The organism is Bacillus sp. 0909A (assembly GCF_036765115.1).
In the GTDB taxonomy this organism is placed as follows: Bacteria; Bacillota; Bacilli; order Bacillales; family Bacillaceae; genus Bacillus; species Bacillus mojavensis.
Map to the genome: position 1 here is coordinate 169,168 of NZ_JBAIZU010000006.1, position 22,685 is coordinate 191,852.

Genomic DNA, 22,685 nt, shown 5'->3' on the forward strand with positions numbered 1-22,685 from the left:
ATTAAACTTTCACAAAACAGAATTCAGCGATATTTTATCCATGTAGTAACATAAAATCACCACAAAGCCTTTTTCTCTTCTTCCTGCTCGATAAACAAATGATTTTCAGGACGGCTCAAAACAGAAAAAAGCGCCAAAAGCAACTTCCATCCTCGAAGCGGACTTCCGCATCTAAACTTCAACACTTCTCCTTCCGCTAAAGTAAACCTCAAAGTTGGGCTTGTACACCAAGCAATCTTCACTTGAATAACATGCTCACCAGGCGGCAAATCAATTCGCAGCCTCCCTCCATCTTTGATATTTCCCATCTCAGCCCCATCAATTAGCACTGAATACTCTCTCAATTTGTTGATGTACTGCGATGTCCTTCTCATTTCAATGTACGTCTTTTGATTCACGATGACACATCCTCAAAGTAGTGATCTTACAGGCGAGAAGCGTTAGAACCCTTCCGCCATATCGTTATTTCCATTCCTAGTATATTATAAATTGCTGTACCTCAGATCTCCGTCGGCAAAAATCTCTTTCAGCTTCAGTGTGCCTTCTACTTGGGCTTATAAAAAAACACCCGCTTGTATTTACGAGCGGATGTTAGATCTTTCGAAATGAACCCATTGAATTTTAAGAAGTATATTATTGATTGATATCTTTTAGCGCCTGTTTCGGTTGTGAATGAAAAATCATCAATGATGCAATAATGGCAATCATAACCCCTAATGCACCAATCCAAGTAATCGAGGCCAATGATACGTTTTCTACAAAAACCCCGCCTATTCCTGCGCCGACTGCCATGGCGAATTGCATCATTGACTGATTCATGCTAAGCAAAACACCTGACATTTCCGGTTCTATTGTAGCCAGGTGAAATTGCTGTGTCGGACCGGTAGACCATGCGGCAAACGACCATAATATCAGAATCACCAACACTCCGACATAGGAATGGGTGACAAGTGACAGCAGAATCAGTGTGACGATATGCAATGTCATCCCGCCAACGAGTGTAAAGGGCACTCCCCATTTATCGGTGCTATATCCCCCAAACTTTGATCCAACCAAACTGGCAATCCCAAATATAAGCAAAACACCGCTAAGCAGATTGTCGCTTATTCCTGAAATGTTCAAGAGATAAGGTGACAAATAGGTATAAGCAACAGAATATCCCCCGAGCCAGAAGAAAGTGATTGATAATCCCATCGCCACTTTCCGTTTTTTGAAAAGGGCAAGCTGTTGAAGCAAAGGTACGGGCTTATCTCCTTCAGTATGCGGAAGAGTAAAGAATATAACGGCCATTGCGATCATTCCCAACAAAGCAATTGCACCAAATACAGACTTCCAGCCTAATGCTGTTGCTATCATTCTTCCAAGCGGAACACCAATGATTAAAGAAGCGGTAAATCCCATAACAACCGTAGCGATGGCACTGCCCTGCTTCCCTTCCGGCGCAATCTTAGCGGCAATCGTTAATGCGGTGACAACAACAACACCTGCTCCCATCGCCATAATGATCCGCGCTGCAATAAACCATCCATAACCAGGCAGGACAAAGGCCAAGATATTGCCGAACACAAACAAACCAAGAGCATACATCATCAATCTGCGTCTATCCATACTTGCTGTCAATGCCATAAGTACGGGTGTAGAAAGAGCATATACAAGTGAAAAAATGGTAATAAGCTGGCCCGCGGCAGCCAAAGTGATCCCGAGAGTATGAGCAATTTGATCTAAAATTCCCGAAATGATGTACTCTGAGGTTCCAACTAAAAAGCTGACAATGGCTAAAATATAAATCTTCCAAGTGTTAGACATAAAACATTCACTCCTTAATTATTAATAAACATATCACGAATTATCGATATGTTATCATAAAAAATAAACACATCGTAATATGTCGATATGTATGGCGTAAAAATAAACATCTTTTTGATGTTTATTTTTATATCTCTGTTTTAAGAAAGTCAGCAAGTTTCCCAATGGCTTCTTCATCTCTTTTGTAATACGTGTACTTTCCGATTCGTTCCGCCTTAATTAGGCCGGCTCTTAAAAGGATGGTGAGATATTGGGAAGCCGTCGATTGCGTCATTTTCAATTTGTCTGTTATTTGACTGACACATACCCCGATTGTATTCATATCAATCCCTTCATGGGGTGCAAAATGACGATCAGGTTCCTTCAGCCATTGCAAAATTTGCAGCCTTGATTCATTTGATAAGGCTTTGAATACTTCAATTGGTTCCATATCGATTATTATATCGTTATATTTCGATATGTCAATCCGTTTATTTAAAATTTTTGATGCCTGGCTTCTTTTTTAGATATTCATCCTTAAGGGTTTATTTCTGGCTAATTCATGAAAAGGAACTGAAGACAGCATAATCAAAAACTCAAGACTTTTTTCCCCGCTTAAATTTATCATTGGCCTCATAATCATGTCATTGTACTCTTATTGGGGAACCCGGCAGTGACTTTGTTAATTGTAGTCAGGCCTCCTCTAACTTAAATCAAATAACTATACTAAAAACCCCTTTGACTAAAATAGCCAAAGGGGTTAAACATCTTACACTCTTTGCAAAGTTACGAGGCTTATCAACATCTCAACCGTGATGCATTCATAGACTGTAAAAAAACATCCGCTCGTAACAGAAAGCGGATGTTAGATCTTTTCCGAAATGAACCATTGAATCTTCAGGAACAACAAGACAGTGTGTTATGAATTAATATCTCTTTACATCCGCTTAAGTTTAGAATTGAAATCATCAATGATTCAAGAACTGTAGTATAAAAGAAGCGGCAGTAAAAATAACTATAATGTGTCAGATCTCTACTTAGCTCTACTAGTAATCGCAGACATTTTTGAGCAGCAGTGTTTAATAAGACATTTTAATTCTTTAGATTATAATTTTTTCTCCAGATCATTACTTAATTTAAATACCATCACTCGCTCACCTGTCCGAGAGCTTAAATCAGTATGAAAACTTTTCACTTCTTCTCCAGTTATCGTTAGGATGATATCCTTTAGACCTTCTATCCCTGATTCAACTAGCTCCGAACGAGTTTGTTTGATAGATAACATACCCTCTTTTGATCCACAAACTGTATATTCAGCTGGTGTTAAAATTCCCTTTAAATTAACAATGATCATATCCCGCAATATATCAGTCTTAACAGACACAGACCCGCGCCCAAGATAATCCTTCTCCCATTGCGTAATGGACTTACTGATCTCTGATTCATAAGAACCCTTCGATTTCTTCATATATAAAACATCTCCTGGCAAAATAATCAGCATATTCTATTTGTGAGTTCGTCTCATTAATATTCTCTTACAACATGTCCTTCATATACACCTTCAATATCCAAATCAGTCTTACCGTTTCTTAAGACCACTATCATTTTGGATAACATATTTTCTTCCATCATAGAGTGTACATGCAAAATACGAATGCTCCTTAGATGGGTTTCCTCAACTTCTTCATAAGATTTTAAATGATAAAAATCAATTGCTTTTCTAATTACTTTTTTCATGCATTCCACATTATCACGATCAAACTGACTCATTTCCTCTATTGTTCTCTTGACAAAATCAGATAAATTAGCGCCCATTACATTCTCCTTAGAACTGCTTTCTCCCATATATGGGTGTAGAAGCTGACCACTTCACTCCATCATGACAAGCAATGATCAGGTAAGGCTTGACCTGTTTTACTAGAAGGAACCTCCACAATTGAGGATTCCCCATCCTTATGATCAACAATTAAACCTCTAACTTTAACATATGACGGCACAAGTGGATGTTGGCGAATGATATCAACACTTTTTTCAATCGTGCCACTGCTATTTTCATTTAGCCACTCATCGACCGTATCGCCTAAAAATTCAGGCTTGCAATGTTGAAAGAGATAATCCAATGTTTGTATTTTATCTTTCATTGTTTCAAGTTGAGTGAGTCCATAACCTGTTGAAGTACGCTTATCTTTGGTTCCTACTACAAAGACCTCCTCAACATCTTCCTGGTAAATCGCAAAAATAACAGACCTCATGATTTCTCCATAAGGATGTGAGATAGCAGCACCATAGCTTTGTATAGTCAGCATATTTTCTGCTGGAGTGTTAGTCACTTCTTGTAAAATAGGCTCCAAACCGTTTTCCATGTCCGTCAAAAATAATACTTTTTTATTCTGATTTACATTCATATAGCACACCTCTTCTACATGTTTGTTATTTTTATATTGAGTCCCAAATCCGTTTGATAACTGTTTTACATTCATAATTACCAGCTTTCCCAACATCCTTCTGGATCAATACTAGCCAGTCGAACCCATCCATTTTGAACTTTCTGCTGAAATACTGGGTCATTATTTAATAACCGTTCTACATGCTGTCTAGGTGCTTGGATGACAATCAACAAACGAAGAGGGGAATGATAAGCCTCATGATCTGATTGCATAACGGATTGCCAAGGCAGTCCCGCTAACAAGTCACTTGCATTCCCCTGCATAACTCCGAGGCCTGCAGTAACGGTTTGAGTTGCTTTATTTCCGCTGCCATAATAATGAGGTGCTACTGTTGATGCGTAATATTGTAAATTAATCCATTGGGCCACAGTTCCAGGTCCTGCAATAATATTTGCTAGGAGTTCACCGTTTTCATCCTGCTTCCAATCATAATTATGAAGAAAGGCTCTTCCTTCCAAATCACAATCCTGAGTGAGTTCACGTTGGCCGATAATAAAAGCGGCATTACGAGCCAGTCCCCATTCCGGACGTATCTCACTCCAATCTTCCGCAAATCGGTGTGCCTCAGCCTTCGGGTTTTTAAGCTTTGATTGGACATTCGGTAATTGGGCCAGACGTTCTGCATTTACGTTATGTCTCACTTTCGGCATAATAGCTTCGATATGGTCAAATGCTTCCTGTGCAGCTTCGGAAAGCTCTGGTACATAAAGCCAGTGTAATTCATCCACCGTTGTATTATGTTCAGCAGCAGCAAAAACCGTATCCTCAGGGATTTTCATTCCTTCAGCTAAAAGAGCTTCTCGTACCTCTGAAAGATTACATAAAGCAGCTAAAACTCTTGCATTGAATCCACCGGCCGCTCCACCGCAGGCACCACAATCAAGAGCAGCGGCATAAGGGTTATTGGTGCTTTGGCTGCCATGTCCGCAAATCACGACCAATGGGGCGATTTTCTCTGTTAACCCCATCATTTTTAATGCTTGGCGAGCATAGTTTACTTTTTCTTCATCGGTAAAACCCAAAGGTATTTCTGCCTCTGTAGCATCATAATGAAGCGAGAGTTTTGTATCAGGTTTGCGCATCCAAGCCTCACGGAGATGACGAATGAAACGACCCGCCTTTCTTGGCACAAAGCTACGGGCTGCCATTTGTAGAGTAAGCCAAGGTCCACTTAGCTCAGGCAGTAGCAAGCTCGTAAGTACATTCTGCTTCATCGTTTTAAATGTATGGCTTAAAGAATGAACCGCTTGCGTTCGTTGGTTGTATTTTTCGAGCACATCTTCATCTACGAACTCTTTAACTTTATGTTGTGGTTTTTGTATAATCGGCAAGGAGGCATGACTGTGTTGACTGCCAAGTTCACAAGTCGCAATCGGCACCCCGAAGAAACCAGCCATACCAATCGTTTCAAATGGCCCTTCTTTTTCTAGCTGACGACGAAAAGGTTCTGATCGGACATCGATGCAGAATGCTAATTGAGCTAACGCAGATTTTTTACCGTTGGTTTCACGTTGCTTCGAGATAATCTTCTGGCTTAATCGATCAGTGTATGTTTGTTCCCAAGCTTCTAACCAAAGTTTCCTGCGAAGTTTCTCATCAAAGCTGTAGGCAAATGATAAATATTCGTTTTGTTCATCTGCCGACATCTGTGACCATTCCTCTACTGTAAGCCCCCCCCAGTGAATCCAAGCTGCTAAAAGGGGAGTAATCGAAACATTTTTCTCAGATCGTTTAGTAGTGAAAGGTAAATATGGCTTTATAAGGGCCCACTCCATGGATATTCGAACTGCTAAATATTCTGTTAGGAGTGCATGTTCATGGCTCGATTGTTGAGAGCGCCAAAGCATCATCCCTGCCCATCCAGGTAAGGAAAGTAAATGACCTTCAAGATAACGCTGGATTTCTGATTCGGGGATTTCTAGCGCGAATAACGCTTTTTGTAAAGCCAAATGTGCCTCTTGCGGCCAACCTTTTAACCTTTCACGCTGCTTTTTACTAAGTGCTGGATCATACTGAATGAGCTGCTGCCAGGCACGATAGAAACCTTCCTCACGATTTGGCATTGTCCAACCTGCTTGAGAGTCATCAAGATATAATTTAGACCACTTAATAACATGGTGATCCAGTATATTGACTAACCTTTCACCATCCTGATTCTCTATATACGAACTGATTGGCTGCATAAAAACATTCTCGATATGATCCAATCCACTGCATTCATTCACCAATTGCTCCAGCTTACGTGATGATAAAAGATTGGAAGGCAGTGGTTCTAATTTTAATCCAGCATGACAAAATCGCTCTGCCACGTCCCTTGGGATGTGAAAGGAGTGTGAATCAAGCCAACGCTGCAGCCCCATTTCCACAAAATCTTCATCAATCTCACCTTTATTCTTTGCTGAACGGATCATAGACGCACTAGGGTATATATCAACATCGCGTGTGTTTTTCAACCAACTTGCAACCTGATCAAAAGGTTGGTTTTCAAGTCCCATCCACGGATTACGTGCAGCAAATGTAGAAATAGGCCAAAGTGGCGCAATGACTCGGCTGGCAGATGTAATTAAAACCTGAATATCACACTGTTGAACATCAATATCTGTATCTTTGTTTTTTACATTTTCTTTCGTTAATACGGATGTAATGCCCATCTCTGATTAGCTCCTTATGATAAATATTGTTTAAGGTAGTCCGGGTGACTCTCTACTGACTTTGGTTTTGCTTCACCTAATCGCACTAACCAAAGATAGATTACCGCGGAGAAAACTGAAGAACGATGACGAGCAACCCAAGTACCTAAAGCACTGCCAAATAGTAAGAGACATACGACAATGATGACAGCTGACATTGGAGGTTGAACACTTTGAAAAACGCTTGTATGCAGCCACTTATAGAAGAGGTTATGAATGATAAAATATACAAAGGCTGCTCCTCCTAAACATGTTAAGCCGGCAATTCGACCCATTCTTCCCTCTCCAAAAGCTACAAGCTGAGTCCAAGAAACGGACAATGACCACCCTAAGATCAGCGCACTAATGAATTGATACCCCTCTCCAGGAGCAGCGAGCCAAAAAGCAACGCCTATACCTAAGGATAAAATCCGACCAGCTATGATCCATAAATAGGATGTTCCTTTATTAGCACGAGCTGATACTTCATGACGCCGTACTGCCGAACCAGCCTGTAAAAACAACGTAGCTTTGAATAAGCCATGTAACATAAGATGAATAATGGCTGCGATATAGGCTCCTAATGCACACTGAATGAGCATAAACCCCATTTGTGCAATCGTGGAGCCTACTAACTGGCGTTTATAATCAACCTGGACTAAACTAATGCCAGTTCCAATCAATACTGAGATGCTAGCAAGCATAAGTAAAATAATCGAAGCTATACCTCCATTAAATAAAGGAGAAAATCGAGCCAGTATGATTCCGCCTGCATTTACTAAACCTGCGTGCATAATCGCAGAAACAGGAGTTGGAGCAACAATAGACTCAATTAACCATCTTTGGAATGGCCATTGAGCCGCAGGACTCATCACTGCTAATACAATCAATAGATTAATCCCTGTTCTCTCCCATGCCCCAAATTGAGATAAGCTTTCATTTGTTAAAACCAATGATAACTGCCATTGACCTGTAACTTGAAAAAGCCAAACCATCGCGAAACACAAAGAAAACCAACTTACCAAAAATAAGCGACCAGAAACCTTGGCTGCTTCACTGGCCACTTGCCAAGCACTGTTCAGCCTGATAAGCAGGGTTAAACCGACAAGAGTGGCTCCCCAAAATAGAACCATCAAGCGGAGATCACCACTTAACCATGCAATTGAAGCAGCACCTGTAGTGAAAGTAAACAGCGTAAAATATTTTCGATAAGATCGGTCTCCCATTAAGTAACGTACAGAAAAACGCTGAATGATTAAACCAATTGTCAAAACAAAGAAAGTCATTAACCAAGCTAAGGAATCGAAGTGCCAAGGGCCAACATTTCCTTCCACACTCTTTTTGGCAAGATTCACTAAGGAAACCAAAGGCGGTAAAGCCAAGATACCAATATGAATGCGGACATAACTCAAGGGTACGCGTGGATGTAAAAACAATAGTCCACTTATCCCAGAAGCAATAAGTGTAATAAAAAATAATGTTAATAATGATGATAAGCTCAGCGAAACTAACATTCTAACTTCTCCCTTTTTTAGATCTCGTTATTTGTTCAAAAGACCTTTAAATCAGATCATTTTTTTCTATTATTTAATACAATTTTTATCTATCTCCATTTTTTCCCAACAAAAAAAGCCGACAACTTCAAAATTTCAATGATTATGCTAGATCATTGAATCTTGAAAATTGTCGGCTTCACTTCAACTAACTTTTGCGAAGTTTTTTGAAGTGCTACCTTATTATGGGTCATTTTACTTTATGCTATGTTTTAACTTCCTCTAAAGAAGTCATCGTTAAAACCTTTATTTCGTCCTTTAATTATAAAATCAAACGATTTATGTTTCTCTTCTTTGTTTATTAGATACTTTTTCATCCAGTCAAGATTAAAAATAAATATTAAAAGGATGCTAAAGTCCTAATTATTTTAACAAACGAAAATCAACATCTGCGCCGATTATTAAGTTACATATAAGATATGCTAAATTTTAAAAGTTGTCAAGCTGTTGGAATACAGAGAATGACGTATCAAACCCTTCCTTCCCTCTGAAGATACATCCTGAACATTTAACCAAGGCTCATCATATCTACCATTCTATTAACCCATGAAATGATGGTAGCTTCTGCATCGCTGGTTTAAATGAACTACGACATTTACATAACTCCTGGTTTTAAAAAGCATAGTAACTGTTCTTACATTAAAACTCATTTTATTACTCATTGCTAGATGAAGCTTGCTTTTCCAGATCGAGGAGCAGTTTCTTCATTTCAAATCCACCCCGATAGCCAGTTAATGAGCCATTCTTTCCTATTACACGATGGCATGGTACAGTAATTAATACCGGATTAGCCCCAATAGCCGCGCCTACAGCTCGAACAGCTGCTGGTTTATTTATATCATTTGCAATGTCGGAATAGGATTTCGTTTGTCCATAAGGGATTTCACAAAGTGCATTCCAGACTGCTAGCTGAAATGTCGTACCTGCGTACTCAATTGGAACAGTAAAGTTTTTCCGGTTCCCTTCTAGATACTGAGTAATTTCAACGACATAGGGATCAAGCTTTTCATCATCTTCAACAAGAGGACTTCCTGGAAAGCGTTTCTTAGCCCATTCGAACAATTCCTCGAATGGTTTGTTCTGTGAACCTACAAACACAAGCCCCTTTGACGTTGAAGCAATATACAAATTCCAATTCTTAAACATTAGTAAAGACCAATAAAGGGTTGGTTTACTCTTTGTTTCCAATGTATGTTTCCTCCACTTTACTCATTTGACGAAATTGTGCTGGTGTCTGTCCAGTTTTCTTTTTAAATAAGGTAATAAAATAAGACGCGTTGGCCATACCCACACATATGGCGATATCCCCAATCGCTTTATTTGTTTGAATCAAATACTTTTTAGCCGCGTGTACTCTAACTTGTTGTATATACTCAACCACCGTTATGCCTTTAATCTTTTTAAATGTTCGATGCATATGATACGGACTCCCATGACAAATATTTGCTAACGATTCTAGAGTTAATTTTTCTGTGAAATTTTTATCAATGTATTCAGTAATGAAATCAACCCACTCGCTATCGGGCAGATTTTCATTAGTGGGCTTGCAACGTTTACAAGGGCGAAAATTTGCGCGGAGAGCTTGTTCTGCGTTTGGAAAGATGCATACATTCTCTTTTTTCGGAACGCGAGATTTACAGGATGGTTTACAGAATATCCCTGTCGACTTTACAGCATATAAAAATTGATTATTGTACGCTGCATCATTATTTATAATTGCTTGCCACTGTTCATCTGTTATTATTTCTACATCATTCGAAATTCTATGATCATGGCTCTCTTTATGTCCGTTATTGATACTATCCGGCATTTATCTCACCTCTCCTTACAATATACTCCCTACTCATCTAATTCATTTTAAATTTAATCCCAATTTAAATATTCGACACGTGTTTTTTATATCTTGGGCCATTTTTTATCTACTCCCGTTTAGCATTCTTGATAACTACACTATAACCTCATAAATAGAAAAAAATAAGGTGGTTAGAATGTAATAGCAAGATAACAAAATGAGTAAAGCTTATTATGTGATAAAGTAAAATTTCAATCAGTGTGAGTTTTCTTATAATCATTTAAGATAAGGAGAATGAATAAGTGATATGGCATGAAGTCAATGACGTTATTGTCATTACATTACCTGAAGATTTCGACATGAATGCTAACCTAGATTATCTAACTAGGGAAAAAAATGAATGTATGTATGAAATAGAGAACGATATCATTACAAAAGTGATTGCCATAGGGGAAATTCGCTCCTTAGTACAGGTAAGCGTAATCAATAATAAACAAATGGTTGTTCAATTCCTAAACGATTCTAGACCTATTGAAAAGTGGAAACGGGAAGAGATTGTAAAATATATTCATGAATGGTTTGATCTAGATAACAATTTAACACCATTTTATGAAATGGCAAAAGCAGATCCATTACTTAAAATGCCTGCCCGAAAATTTTATGGATTACGCGTTATCGGCATTCCCGATTTATTTGAGGCTTTATGTTGGGGCGTTTTAGGGCAACAAATTAACTTAGCCTTCGCGTACTCCTTAAAGAAGCAATTTGTAGAAGGATTTGGCGATTCTATCGAATGGAATGGTAAAAAGTATTGGGTGTTCCCACCGTACGAACGAATTGCACGGTTAACACCTACCGACCTAGCAGATATTAAAATGACGGTAAAAAAAAGTGAATATATCATTGGAATTGCCAGATTAATGGAAAGTGGAGAATTATCGAGGGAAAAACTCATGAAAATGAACGTTAAAGATGCTGAAAAAAACTTAATTAAAATACGAGGAATCGGCCCTTGGACAGCCAATTATGTTCTAATGCGCTGTCTTAGGTTCCAGACAGCTTTTCCAATCGATGATGTGGGACTTATGAATTCGATTAAATTATTACGTAATATGAACCGAAAACCTACGAAAGATGAAATCTTAGAAATATCGTTACCATGGAAAAAATGGGAATCATACGCTACCTTTTATTTATGGCGTGTCCTTTACTGAATAATTATACCTTAAACCGGAATATACTCAATAGAATGAACTTTAAATTCTCATTCAATAACTCCTCTTTCATTTTAATTGTACGTGCGACTTCATGAATTCCTTGCCCTTTATTAATTTTGAATAAAAAACCGTAATGTCTTTTAATCTTGCTGACCGAGCTAATGAGGAAACATATTGAATCTTGGGCCATGGCCGATAGTCTATTCCTGTTCCTGTACCACGACCTTCTTTAATCCATTTTTCCACTTTTCTTTTGGACATAAAAACACCCCTTTAGACAATCATATCCAAAGGGGTTAAACATTTATTACTCCACAGTAACACTCTTCGCAAGGTTACGCGGCTTATCAACATCACAGCCGCGATGCAGTGCAGCATAGTAAGCGATCAGCTGCAATGGAACAACAGATACCAACGGAGCAAGCGCTGGGTTTACTTCCGGCAGTACGAATCTGTCATCCGCATCGTCTAGGCCTTTCAGTGAGATGATGCATGTATTGGCTCCGCGAGCGGCAACTTCTTTGACGTTTCCGCGGATGCTTAGGTTTACGTGCTCTTGTGTTGCCAGTGCGAATACTGGTGTACCTTGTTCGATCAAGGCAATCGTGCCGTGCTTCAGTTCGCCGCCGGCAAAGCCTTCTGCCTGGATGTAAGAAATCTCTTTCAGCTTCAGTGCGCCTTCGACACATACGAAGTAGTCGAGTCCGCGTCCGATGAAGAAAGCGTTTCTGGATACAGTCAGGTATTCACGGGCGATCATTTCCATTTCGTCTTTCTGGTCGCAAAGGGCTTCCATTGCGTTTGCTGCGATACCAAGTTCTTTTACAAGATCAAATCCGATATCAATGCCGTTTTTGTCAGCAGCTACAGATGCAAGAACCGCAAGAACTGCGATTTGTGCTGTATATGCTTTTGTTGACGCAACAGCGATTTCAGGGCCTGCATGAAGCAGCAATGTATAGTCAGCTTCACGGGAAAGCGTTGATCCCGGTACATTTGTGATCGTCAGCGCTTTGTGTCCGAGTGCTTTGACTTGAACAAGAACCGCGCGGCTGTCAGCTGTTTCTCCGCTTTGAGAAAGGAAAATAAAGAGCGGTTTCTTAGACAGAAGCGGCATGTTGTAAGAGAATTCACTCGCTACATGCACTTCAACCGGCACGTTTGCCCACATTTCAATATATTGTTTACCGACAAGTCCTGCATGGTAGCTCGTTCCGCAGCCAATGATATAGATGCGGTCCGCTTCCGCTACAGCCTCAGCGATATCGCCAGGCACAGACAGTTTGCCGTTTTCATCTTGATACGTTTGGATGATTTTGCGCATGACAACTGGCTGCTCATCCGTTTCTTTCAACATGTAGTGAGGGTACGTGCCTTTTTCGATATCACTGGCATCCAGCTCAGCGATATAAGACGCACGTGAAATAACGTCGCCATCAAGGTTTTTGATGACAACTTGATCATCAGTGACGATAACCATTTCTTTATCCATCAGCTCTACATATTCGTTTGTGACTTGAAGCATTGCCATCGCATCAGACGCCACGACGTTGAATGTATCTCCAAGTCCAACTAATAGAGGGCTTTTGTTTTTCGCTACAAAAATCGTTTCTCTGTTGTCGTTATCGAATAAAGCAATTGCATAAGAGCCTTTTAACAGTGTAAGTGTTTTGCGGAACGCTTCCTCTGTATCAAGTCCTCCGTTGACAAATTGCTCGATTACCTGAACGACTACCTCTGTATCGGTGTCACTTTTGAGCTCTACATCTTGTAAAAAGTCCTGTTTTAGCTGAACGTAGTTTTCTATCACGCCGTTATGAACAAGTGTAAAGCGGCCCAGTGCGCTTTGATGCGGGTGAGCGTTTAGATAGCTTGGTTCGCCATGTGTTGCCCAGCGAGTATGGCCAATTCCTGCTTTTGCTCCAACATTGGCATCCACAACCTCACGAAGATCGGCAATGCGTCCTTTTTCTTTAAACACATGGATCCCCTGTTCGTTGGCAACTGCGATACCCGCAGAGTCATAGCCGCGGTACTCAAGCTTCTCTAATCCTTTCAGCAAAATTTCCTTCGCATCAAGCTGACCGATATAACCTACGATTCCACACATAATTTCTTCCTCCTAAGATTGTAAAAGGAGACGAAGAAAGTCATTTTTCAAGGGGACTTTCAATCGTCCCCTCCTACATGTTTTATGGAAGATCATGTGATTTCCCTTTGTGCAAGGAGTCGCCTCCTTGGTTTGAAGAAATCCTTACGGCTGTGATCTGTATACTCAGCCGGGAGGCATCCGCCGAAAAATCGATAACCTCCATCCTCGTCAACTAAGCCTTTTTTCGGGCGCTTAGTTCGGGCGCTATAATTATAAGTGAAACAAAATCCTGTCTTTCCTGCCTCGAGAAAACAAGAACAAGACAAGCTTGATTTTACAGCATGTGCCAAGAATGGTCAATTGTTTTTTAAACAACTTTGCCGCCTGTCTCACAATTATCATATGTGAGTCGCACTTGTCTTGTTCGCTCTCTGTTTAAAGATTTCGTTACTCTAATCCCATTTCTGACCGGACGACTTCAACAATGCGATTAACATATTCATCACACAGCTCTTTCGTCTTCGCTTCAGCCATCACGCGAACGAGCGGTTCAGTGCCAGATGGGCGCACTAAAATCCGGCCGTCGCCGTTCATTTCTTTTTCAACCTCAGAAATAACAGCTTTTACTCTTTCATTTTCTTCGACTTTATATTTATCAGTTACTCTCACATTGACTAAAAGCTGCGGAAACTTCTGCATTTCAGCCGCAAGCTCCGAAAGCGGCTTGCCTGTCGCTTTTAATGTATTCATCAGCATAATGGCGGACAATAATCCGTCCCCTGTTGTGTTGTAATCGAGGAAAATTAAGTGTCCGGACTGTTCTCCGCCGACATTGTAGCCGTCTTTTTTCATCGCCTCAACCACGTAGCGGTCACCCACAGCCGTCTGAACGCTTTTTATCCCTTCTTTTTCGAGCGCTTTATAGAAACCGAGGTTGCTCATGACAGTGGAAACAACCGTATCGTCCTTTAAGCGGCCCTCTGATTTCAGGTATTTTGAGCATATGTACATGATTTGGTCGCCGTCAACGATATTTCCTTTTTCGTCGACTGCGATCAGGCGGTCGCCGTCGCCGTCGAACGCAAGGCCGATATCAGCATTTTTCTCTTTTACAAACGCACTGAGCGCTTCAGGATGGGTCGATCCGACTCCGTCATTGATATTTAATCCGTTCGGAGAAGTTCCCATTGTCGACACATCTGCGTCTAAATCGGCAAACAAGTGTGTCGCCAGCGATGACGTCGCTCCGTGTGCGCAATCCAGCGCAACATGAATGCCTGTAAAATCTTCGTCAGCAGTCTGTTTTAAGAATTGCAGGTACTTTTGGCCGCCTTCAAAATAGTCGTTTACAAGTCCCAAATCGGCACCAACTGGTCTTGGCAGCTTATCCTCCGATTCATCCATCAGACGCTCAATTTCAGCCTCCTGTTCATCAGAAAGCTTAAATCCGTCTCCTCCAAAGAACTTGATTCCGTTATCCTGCACTGGGTTATGAGAAGCAGAAATCATGACGCCAGCCTCTGCATCCATCGCTTTTGTTAAATAGGAAACACCAGGGGTGGAAATGACTCCCAGACGCATCACTTCTGCGCCAATTGATAAAAGTCCGGCGACAAGGGCTCCCTCCAGCATGTGGCCGGAGATGCGTGTATCGCGGCCTATCAGCACTTTTGGACGTTGTTTATCTTTTGTCAGCACATACCCGCCGAAACGTCCGACTTTAAAGGCCAGCTCAGGCGTAAGCTCGCTGTTGGCAACACCTCTTACACCATCTGTTCCAAAATACTTGCCCATTTTATAATCGCTCCTTTTTTATTCTGATGAAGATTGTGAACCTGTATTTGATTCATCTTCATTCTGATCCTGATTTTGATCTTGGTTTTCGTCTTGTTTTTGATCATCACTGTTTTTATCGCTGTTCGTTGTATCTTCTCGCTGGTTATTCTCTTTGTCATTCGTCTTGTCATCAGTGTCATCCTGGTTCCCTGACGTCGTATTGCTGTTATCTTTTGTTGTCGTATTCGTTTTTTTAGACGTAAGCTTGATTTTTGCGTTTTTCTGTCCCAAGGACCAGGTTACATTTTGAGGCCCATTTACTTCAAGCTTCACACTGTGCTCTCCGTCATCTAAATCAGAAACATTCACATATAATTCTATGTCTGACTTCTGCAGTTTTTTTATGTTGCCGGGAGAGCCTTTGGCCGTCACGTCTACCGTTTGTGACTCCGGATCCAGAAATTCTATATTCTGTGAGCTGCTCAGCCCAACAGTCTTTATAGGGACATTCTCAAATGTGTGATCCGCTTCGCTATCTACTTCTATATGCAACGTCACCTTTGACGGCGAGATTTTTTTGACGCCGTCAGGAAGCGGTATATCAGCCTCGATATCGGTATCCTTTTTGATTTTGCTTAAATCTAAGCTGACGCCGTCTATAAATTCAAGAGAATCCAAGACATCCTGCGAGCCGTAAACCGTCACCTCACTGGGACTTGATTCGATATTCGCTATGCTGACCCCGTCAGGAAGGCTTCCTGTCCGCTCGATTTTAAAGGGCACTTTTTTACTCGGACTTGTCACCGGAACGGTAATTTTGATGACCGAGGGCTCCACATCGACAGGAAGCGCGTTCCCGTCTTTATCATAGACAGTCACTTTCGCTTCCTTTTCAATCGTTTCATCTGCATTTTCCAGGTTTACCGAAGCTTTCACAAGAGAAATATTATCAATCACGGCTTTAGAACCGGTAATCTGTACATTTTTCGGACTGACAATCGGCTGCTCCGGAGAATAGCCTTTTTTCATCTTGCTTTTGTTGTAGTACTCCACTTCAACAGGAAAGCTTTCTGACGTGCGTTCTTGAATGGTGACGGTCGTTACGGATGGGTTAATGGATATCGTCAGCCCATCTGACACGTTTTTGGCCTTAAGCTCGACCTTATGTGTGCCGGTTTTCAGCTTCTCCATATCCGCGTATATTTCAAAATTCTTTGTCTGTCTCGCCTTCTTCACGGCGCTTGTCGAGCCTTTAATCGTGACATTCACCGTTTGCGGAATGCCCGTTACGACATAATTTTCATCATCGTAATATGCTTTAACTGGTATATCAGTCAGTGTTGCTTCATCAGTTGTAGATGTCGGAAAAAATGATTCACCTGGTTTTTTCGGAGTTGGTGCTTGGTTGCTGTTAACCGCTACATAAAGCAAGAGCGCGAAAAGCAGCGCAATGACTTTCACAGCCCAGCGGTTGTTTAAGAATTTATCCATTTTTCTTGCCCCTCCAATACCAGCGGTTAGAAGAAGTCTCTCTGGTGTTCTTCTTAAACTCTGCTTCAAGCATTTCTTTCAGCGCTTCTTCCGTCAGCTCTCTGTGAAGGTCGCCATTCCTCGCCACACTGACGCCGCCGGTCTCTTCAGACACGATAATCGTCAAACTGTCTGTAACTTCACTGATTCCGACAGCAGCCCTGTGCCGCGTTCCCAGTTCTTTTGAAATGAACGGGCTTTCAGAAAGCGGCAGATAACAGGCGGCAGCGGCAATTTCATTATTTTTCATAATGACCGCTCCGTCATGAAGCGGTGTATTCGGGATAAAAATATTGATCAAGAGCTCAGAGCTGACCTTTGCATTTAAAGGAATGCCCGTTTCAATATAATCCCCCATACCCGTATCCCGCTCAATGGTTAAAAGGGCACCGATCCGGCGTTTCGCCATATAATTGATGGCTTTCGTTATAGCCTCAATCGTTTTCTGCTGCGCCTCCTCAACAGGCGTGCCGCTCCTCGAGAAGAAACGGCCCCGTCCAAGCTGTTCAAGCGCTCTTCTCAGCTCTGGCTGAAAGATAATAATAATTGCTAAAAATCCCCATGTTATCGCTTGGTCCATCAGCCACTGAAGCGTGCCGAGGCCCAAATATTGACTGGCCATACGGACAAGCACGATCACAACGATTCCTTTTAAGAGCTGAACCGCCTTCGTGCCGCGTATCACCATAATCAGTTTATATATCACATACCAAACAAGGAGAATATCAACGGCATTGCCGAGGTACTGCAAAAAAGGGATATCCTCAAAAGCCATTTCCTCGTCCTCCAAGAATTCAGTCATTTCGTATTTTGAAGTTTCATGTGTTACGCATATGTACTTTACATAGCGAGCCCATTATACCACATTTCGTTTTGGCAAGTGAAATATGCCAGCCGTTTGAGAACCTAAAAAAGAGTAAAGCGCACCACACGCTTTACTCTTCTCCGTTCGGGTCTAATGCATTGAATACACTTTTCCCCGCAGACTTCATTTTATACCATGTCCAGTCGAATAATTGATTAATCTCCTCTATTTGACCGGTGACTTGTCCAGCAGAGGCCATATACTTTTCTCCGTTTACAACGGTTACATCCCCATCTATTTTCCCTTTAATAATCAGCTTACCGTTTTTGACGGTGACATCACCTTTGATCGTCTCACCTTCAGGCACGATCACAGTGTTGTTGTGCACGACCAGATTCGGCTGCTTCGACACGCTGAAGTTATGGTCATTGTGCCAGCTGTTTAACAACCCTCCGCCCATCAAAATGATGAATACCGCAGCAGCCGCGATAACCGGATGGGATCTGAACCATCTTTTCACAGAGGCTCTTTTCTTCTCCTTAGGCAATTTCGCCATGACGTTAGCGGTAAAATCGGCGGGGGCTTCGACATGCGATGTGCTCCGGACGAGCGCGATGGATTTTTCCATCTCATAAAAATGCTTTCTGCATTCCTCGCATGCCTCCAGGTGTTCTTTTAATACTTGTTCATCTTTCGGAAGGATATCTCCATCAAGATGCATATGCATAAGCTGCACAATTTGTTCAGGACAGCTCATTTCATCACCCCACTTAAAGATCCCTTAATTGTTTTCTAAGAGCTTCTCTGCCTCTGTGAATCCGTGTTTTTACCGTCCCCACAGGAATGTTCAGAATCTCGCCGATTTCAATTAATGAGAGTTCATCAATATACTTCAACACGATGACAGTTCTATATTTGTCAGGAAGCTTTAAAATTTTCTGCTGAATCGTGTGTGAAAGCTCCAGCGATACGACTGCATCTTCGGGTAAAACTCCATCTGCGGCGATTTGGGAATACATCGTCAAGCCTTCTGTACCCGCCACTTCTGCATCGAGGTAATAATCCGGCTTCTTTTTGCGAATGCGGTCAATGGTCAAGTTGGTCGCAATTCGATAAAGCCAAGTTGAAAATTTCCGGTTGATATCAAAACTGTCGATATTGACGTACGCTCTGATGAAAGCCTCTTGTGCGATATCTTCCGCCTCATGCACATTGCCAAGCATACGGTAGCAAAGCTGATAAATTTTATCCTTGTAAATATCTACGATGTCCGCAAATGCATTTTGATCGCCTTTTTTGACTTGCTTAATTCTCTTTTTAATCATCATTTCCATATTTATCTAACCTCTGCCTTCACCGGTCTGTATGTATACGAGCTTCGTTTCTAAAGGTTTCAATTTTTTTATAAAATAAGTTTAACAAATTTTTGGCAGGGTGTAGATGGCAATTCGTGAATAAACTACCTTAACATATTTTTAAAATTAATAAACAGACTGAACAGTTAGAAGTTGGAAGGAATTTTCAAAAAGAAAAAAGACACCTTTTTGCTCAAAGGTGTCTGTGACTGGGCTAGCTGGATTCGAACCAACGCATGACGGAGTCAAAGTCCGTTGCCTTACCGCTTGGCTATAGCCCAATAATGGTGGAGGGGGGCAGATTCGAACTGCCGAACCCTGAGGGAGCGGATTTACAGTCCGCCGCGTTTAGCCACTTCGCTACCCCTCCATATTTTTAGGAAAAACAGTGCCGGCAAGAGGACTTGAACCCCCAACCTACTGATTACAAGTCAGTTGCTCTACCAATTGAGCTACACCGGCAAGATGGTGGAGGATGACGGGCTCGAACCGCCGACCCTCTGCTTGTAAGGCAGATGCTCTCCCAGCTGAGCTAATCCTCCAAATGGTGACCCGTACGGGATTCGAACCCGTGTTACCGCCGTGAAAGGGCGGTGTCTTAACCGCTTGACCAACGGGCCGTTTGTGTTCTCGTCGAGCTGACAAAAGTTATTATATACAGGTTCCCCCCCTTTTGTAAAGAGGAAATTTAAATTTTTTATTTTCAAACTTTTTAACCCCTTTTTTAACTGAAAAAGCCTCCCAACAATTATCATTTATCTTAAGATAGATATAGATCGAATCAAGAGAGGAGAAACCAATATGATACTAGTCAGCTCTTGCCTCGGGGGCATTGAATGTAGATACAACGGTTCGCATGCCGCATCAGAGAAAATTCGTAAACTGATTGAAGAGAAACAAGCAGTGATGGCTTGCCCTGAACTTCTCGGCGGCTTCTCCACTCCCCGGGAACCAGCAGAAATCATCGGAGGCACTGGTGAGGACGTTCTTAATGGAAATGCAAAAATCATAACGTCTTCAGGAGAAGATGTAACAGATTTATATATGAAGGGCGCAGCCCAAACATTGGCCTATGCAAAAAAAATCAACGCCTCTGCCGTCATATTGAAAGAGAACAGCCCATCATGCGGTAGCAATTTCATCTATAATGGCTCATTTTCAGGCAAAAAAATCGCTGGAAACGGAGTAACCGCCACCCTATTAAAACAAGCGGGGTACCGTGTCATTTCTGAAAACCAGCTAGACGACATATTGTAAGGAGGCTCATCATGACGCAAGATATCTCTTTATCCTTCTATAAGCCTGAGCATTTACCTGAGCTTTACGCATTTACTTTACACAATGATGACAAACGCTTTACCGCTCTCCCTAAAGAGGTGCTGACTCAGGCACTAAGCATACAGGAGCGCTATCCTGTTGTCATCTTAAAAGGTGATCTGCCAATAGGCTTTTTCATTCTACATACGTCAAAAGAAATCATTGCTCCCTATTCCAACAATCCATTTGCTTTATTGCTCAGTTCCTTATCATTAAACTCCGCTCACCACGGACAAGGCTATGCGAAAAAAGCCATGCTTCAGCTTCCCTCCTTTGTGAACGGGTATTTCCCATGGTGCGATGAAATCATTTTAGCCGTCAATCACCTGAACACCCGTGCAAAGCAGCTTTATATGAAAACTGGATTTCTTGATAAAGGACGCCGAAAAATCGGGCCGCTCGGCGAACAGCTGATACTTCATTATTTTTTATAACCTCTTTTGAAATAAAGTTTCAAAAATTCTAAATGATAGTTGAAATATCATAACATAAATGAATATACTGAATATTGAGATATATTTATTTTTTATACAGGGGGCATCCTCATGTCAGAACAATTGAATCTTCACAGCCTTACAACGGAATCACGAAACAGCCAAACAATGGAAATACACAAAGCAAATACCCTCGATATCTTAAAATTGATTAACAATGAAGATATCAAAGTCGCTGCCGCCGTTCAGCATGTCCTCCCCGATATCGAAGCAGCGGTCGAATGCGCGTATGAGTCCTTTCAAAATGGCGGACGGCTCATTTACGCAGGCGCAGGCACTAGCGGCCGACTCGGTGTGATGGACGCAGTTGAATGTCCTCCAACCTACAGCGTCAGTCCTGATCAGGTAATCGGATTAATGGCCGGCGGTTCCAACGCATTTTTGCAGGCGGCTGAGGGGATTGAAGACCATGAAGAAGCAGGGGCCGAGGATTTACGATCCATCCATCTCACCTCAGCCGATACAGTGATTGCGATTGCAGCAAGCGGCCGTACCCCTTATGCAGCGGGTGCGCTGAAATACGCCCACAAAATCGGAGCAAACACCATCTCCCTTACCTGTAACAGACACTCCACCATCAGCAAACACGCTGATCACAGCATTGAGGTCGTGGTCGGGCCAGAAGTCATTACAGGCTCGACACGTATGAAAGCCGCAACCGCTCATAAAATGATTCTAAACATGATATCCACCGCTGTAATGGTCAAAATCGGCAAGGTCTACGAAAACTTGATGGTGGATGTCAATGTCAGCAACAAAAAATTAAAAGAACGCGCCATCAGCATCATCCAAAGCCTCACAGACGTTTCTTATGAGAAAGCGCAATACACACTTGAGCAGGCGAATCTTCATGTCAAAACAGCAATCGTTATGCTCAAAACCAGCACAGATCAAGACAAAGCGAAGACATTGCTTGATGAAGCGAACGGTTTTATAGACAAAGCAATTGAAAACTACCATTCATGATAAGGAGAGACAGTAATGGCGACAGGCGGTTTAGCTATTATTCAATCGATGAAACACAAGCTGCCACAATCAGAGCGTAAACTTGCAGACTACATATTAGCCCATCCCCACAAAGCGATAGAAAGCACAGTCAGCGAAATCAGCGCCTTAGCTAATTCAAGTGACGCTGCCGTCATCAGGCTCTGCAAGTCACTGGGACTAAAAGGATTTCAGGATTTAAAAATGAGGGTAGCGGGTGATCTGGCAAAACCTGCTGTTCAAGGCTACCGGGACATCGCCCCTCATGAATCACTGCCTTCCATCTCTGAAAAAGCAGCCGGCAATGCCATTCAAGCAATTCAAGACACCTCAGATCTCGTGGATTATCAAGAGCTTGAGCGCGCTGTTTCTCTGCTGCTTCAAGCGAACACTGTACATTTCATCGGCCTGGGCGCCTCGGGCATTGTCGCCAAGGACGCCCAGCAAAAATGGCTTCGAATTCATAAACAGGCGACTGCTTTCACGGACACTCATCTCGTGGCATCTTTAATCGCAAATGCAGATAAAAAAGATATTGTATTTGCCATTTCGTTTTCAGGTGAGACACAGGAAATCATTGAGCTGCTTTCAATGGCAAAGAAAAAAGGCGTCACAATCATCAGCCTCACACAATACAGTCAAACTTCCGTCTCCGTATTAGCCGACGTTTCATTATATACAGCCCATTCCAACGAGGCCCTGATTCGAAGCGCAGCGACTTCCTCTCGTCTCGCCCAGCTCTTTATGATTGATGTTTTGTTTTTAAGCATGGCGGCCGAGCAGTATGAAGAAACGGTCAGCTACATTGATAAAACGAGAGAAGCAATCAAATCTATGAGAAAGACATAAGGCATCTTGAAAGGGAGGGG

Annotated in this window: 22 protein-coding genes and 5 tRNA genes; 5 read left to right on the forward strand and 22 right to left on the reverse strand. The window is 41.9% G+C overall.

What is annotated here, in order from left to right:
• Positions 1-56: 56 nt before the first annotated feature.
• The 10 genes from V6D42_RS18390 to V6D42_RS18435 all read right to left on the reverse strand — a co-directional run bounded on the left by V6D42_RS18390 (position 57) and on the right by V6D42_RS18435 (position 10,264).
• A complete protein-coding gene (locus V6D42_RS18390; protein ID WP_333514195.1) occupies positions 57-398 on the reverse strand; it encodes a hypothetical protein in 342 nt (113 codons plus the stop codon).
• A 235-nt stretch (positions 399-633) separates the two neighbouring features.
• Positions 634-1,806 carry an MFS transporter gene (locus tag V6D42_RS18395; protein ID WP_333514196.1) on the reverse strand — a complete coding sequence of 391 codons (1,173 nt, stop codon included), beginning with the start codon at positions 1,804-1,806 and terminating at the stop codon, positions 634-636.
• Positions 1,807-1,933: 127 nt separating this feature from the next.
• Complete coding sequence (locus tag V6D42_RS18400) at positions 1,934-2,236, reverse strand: ArsR/SmtB family transcription factor (protein ID WP_003234907.1); 303 nt, start codon at positions 2,234-2,236, stop codon at positions 1,934-1,936.
• Positions 2,237-2,890: 654 nt separating this feature from the next.
• A complete protein-coding gene (locus V6D42_RS18405) occupies positions 2,891-3,253 on the reverse strand; it encodes a DUF2294 domain-containing protein (RefSeq protein ID WP_333514197.1) in 363 nt (120 codons plus the stop codon).
• Between the two features lie 56 nt (positions 3,254-3,309).
• Positions 3,310-3,600 carry a DUF6407 family protein gene (locus V6D42_RS18410; protein WP_333514198.1) on the reverse strand — a complete coding sequence of 97 codons (291 nt, stop codon included), beginning with the start codon at positions 3,598-3,600 and terminating at the stop codon, positions 3,310-3,312.
• A gap of 62 nt (positions 3,601-3,662) precedes the next feature.
• Positions 3,663-4,190, reverse strand: a complete 528-nt coding sequence (locus V6D42_RS18415; protein WP_333514199.1) for a carbonic anhydrase — start codon at positions 4,188-4,190, stop codon at positions 3,663-3,665.
• A gap of 77 nt (positions 4,191-4,267) precedes the next feature.
• On the reverse strand, positions 4,268-6,883 hold the full coding sequence (locus V6D42_RS18420) for a DUF2309 domain-containing protein (RefSeq protein WP_333514200.1): 2,616 nt from the start codon (positions 6,881-6,883) through the stop codon (positions 4,268-4,270).
• 14 nt (positions 6,884-6,897) lie between these two features.
• Positions 6,898-8,415 carry an NADH dehydrogenase subunit 5 gene (locus tag V6D42_RS18425; protein WP_333514201.1) on the reverse strand — a complete coding sequence of 506 codons (1,518 nt, stop codon included), beginning with the start codon at positions 8,413-8,415 and terminating at the stop codon, positions 6,898-6,900.
• Between the two features lie 693 nt (positions 8,416-9,108).
• Positions 9,109-9,642, reverse strand: coding sequence for a methylated-DNA--[protein]-cysteine S-methyltransferase (adaB, locus tag V6D42_RS18430; protein ID WP_333514202.1), 534 nt, complete (start codon positions 9,640-9,642; stop codon positions 9,109-9,111).
• On the reverse strand, positions 9,626-10,264 hold the full coding sequence (locus V6D42_RS18435) for a bifunctional transcriptional activator/DNA repair enzyme AdaA (RefSeq protein WP_333514203.1): 639 nt from the start codon (positions 10,262-10,264) through the stop codon (positions 9,626-9,628). Before V6D42_RS18435 ends, adaB begins: the two co-directional genes overlap by 17 nt.
• Positions 10,265-10,548: 284 nt before the next feature.
• Between V6D42_RS18435 and alkA the strand changes: the two genes are divergently transcribed.
• Positions 10,549-11,460 (forward strand): DNA-3-methyladenine glycosidase II, encoded by a 912-nt coding sequence (alkA, locus tag V6D42_RS18440; RefSeq protein WP_333514204.1) that lies wholly within the window; start codon positions 10,549-10,551, stop codon positions 11,458-11,460.
• Positions 11,461-11,529: 69 nt separating this feature from the next.
• On the opposite strand, the gene V6D42_RS18445 is transcribed toward alkA, so the two are convergent.
• The 12 genes from V6D42_RS18445 to V6D42_RS18500 form a co-directional block, all read right to left on the reverse strand.
• Entirely contained in the window at positions 11,530-11,724 is a 195-nt protein-coding gene (locus V6D42_RS18445; RefSeq protein ID WP_442893258.1) for a hypothetical protein, read from the reverse strand.
• A gap of 46 nt (positions 11,725-11,770) precedes the next feature.
• Positions 11,771-13,573, reverse strand: coding sequence for a glutamine--fructose-6-phosphate transaminase (isomerizing) (glmS, locus tag V6D42_RS18450; protein ID WP_010332818.1), 1,803 nt, complete (start codon positions 13,571-13,573; stop codon positions 11,771-11,773).
• Between the two features lie 429 nt (positions 13,574-14,002).
• A complete protein-coding gene (gene glmM, locus V6D42_RS18455) occupies positions 14,003-15,349 on the reverse strand; it encodes a phosphoglucosamine mutase (protein WP_333514205.1) in 1,347 nt (448 codons plus the stop codon).
• An 18-nt stretch (positions 15,350-15,367) separates the two neighbouring features.
• The gene (locus V6D42_RS18460) at positions 15,368-16,822 is read right to left on the reverse strand and encodes a CdaR family protein (protein WP_333514206.1); all 1,455 of its coding nucleotides are present in this window, start codon (positions 16,820-16,822) and stop codon (positions 15,368-15,370) included.
• Positions 16,815-17,636 carry a diadenylate cyclase CdaA gene (gene cdaA, locus V6D42_RS18465; RefSeq protein WP_010332815.1) on the reverse strand — a complete coding sequence of 274 codons (822 nt, stop codon included), beginning with the start codon at positions 17,634-17,636 and terminating at the stop codon, positions 16,815-16,817. Before cdaA ends, V6D42_RS18460 begins: the two co-directional genes overlap by 8 nt.
• A 160-nt stretch (positions 17,637-17,796) precedes the next feature.
• A complete protein-coding gene (gene rsiW, locus V6D42_RS18470; protein WP_010332814.1) occupies positions 17,797-18,423 on the reverse strand; it encodes an anti-sigma-W factor RsiW in 627 nt (208 codons plus the stop codon).
• Positions 18,424-18,436: 13 nt separating this feature from the next.
• Entirely contained in the window at positions 18,437-19,000 is a 564-nt protein-coding gene (gene sigW, locus V6D42_RS18475; RefSeq protein WP_010332813.1) for an RNA polymerase sigma factor SigW, read from the reverse strand.
• Positions 19,001-19,230: 230 nt separating this feature from the next.
• Positions 19,231-19,302: transfer RNA gene (locus V6D42_RS18480), tRNA-Gln, on the reverse strand.
• Positions 19,303-19,306: 4 nt separating this feature from the next.
• Positions 19,307-19,391, reverse strand: a tRNA-Tyr gene (locus tag V6D42_RS18485).
• Between the two features lie 19 nt (positions 19,392-19,410).
• Positions 19,411-19,483, reverse strand: a tRNA-Thr gene (locus V6D42_RS18490).
• Positions 19,484-19,487: 4 nt separating this feature from the next.
• Positions 19,488-19,563 (reverse strand) — tRNA-Val (locus V6D42_RS18495).
• A 3-nt stretch (positions 19,564-19,566) separates the two neighbouring features.
• A tRNA-Glu gene (locus tag V6D42_RS18500) sits at positions 19,567-19,641 on the reverse strand.
• A gap of 181 nt (positions 19,642-19,822) precedes the next feature.
• Between V6D42_RS18500 and V6D42_RS18505 the strand changes: the two genes are divergently transcribed.
• From V6D42_RS18505 to V6D42_RS18520, 4 genes are all read left to right on the forward strand, one after another.
• Positions 19,823-20,278 carry a DUF523 domain-containing protein gene (locus V6D42_RS18505; RefSeq protein WP_333514207.1) on the forward strand — a complete coding sequence of 152 codons (456 nt, stop codon included), beginning with the start codon at positions 19,823-19,825 and terminating at the stop codon, positions 20,276-20,278.
• 11 nt (positions 20,279-20,289) lie between these two features.
• Positions 20,290-20,772 (forward strand): GNAT family N-acetyltransferase, encoded by a 483-nt coding sequence (locus V6D42_RS18510; protein ID WP_010332811.1) that lies wholly within the window; start codon positions 20,290-20,292, stop codon positions 20,770-20,772.
• Positions 20,773-20,883: 111 nt separating this feature from the next.
• Positions 20,884-21,798 carry an N-acetylmuramic acid 6-phosphate etherase gene (murQ, locus tag V6D42_RS18515; protein ID WP_333514208.1) on the forward strand — a complete coding sequence of 305 codons (915 nt, stop codon included), beginning with the start codon at positions 20,884-20,886 and terminating at the stop codon, positions 21,796-21,798.
• Between the two features lie 15 nt (positions 21,799-21,813).
• On the forward strand, positions 21,814-22,665 hold the full coding sequence (locus tag V6D42_RS18520) for a MurR/RpiR family transcriptional regulator (protein WP_168746798.1): 852 nt from the start codon (positions 21,814-21,816) through the stop codon (positions 22,663-22,665).
• Positions 22,666-22,685: the final 20 nt, after the last annotated feature.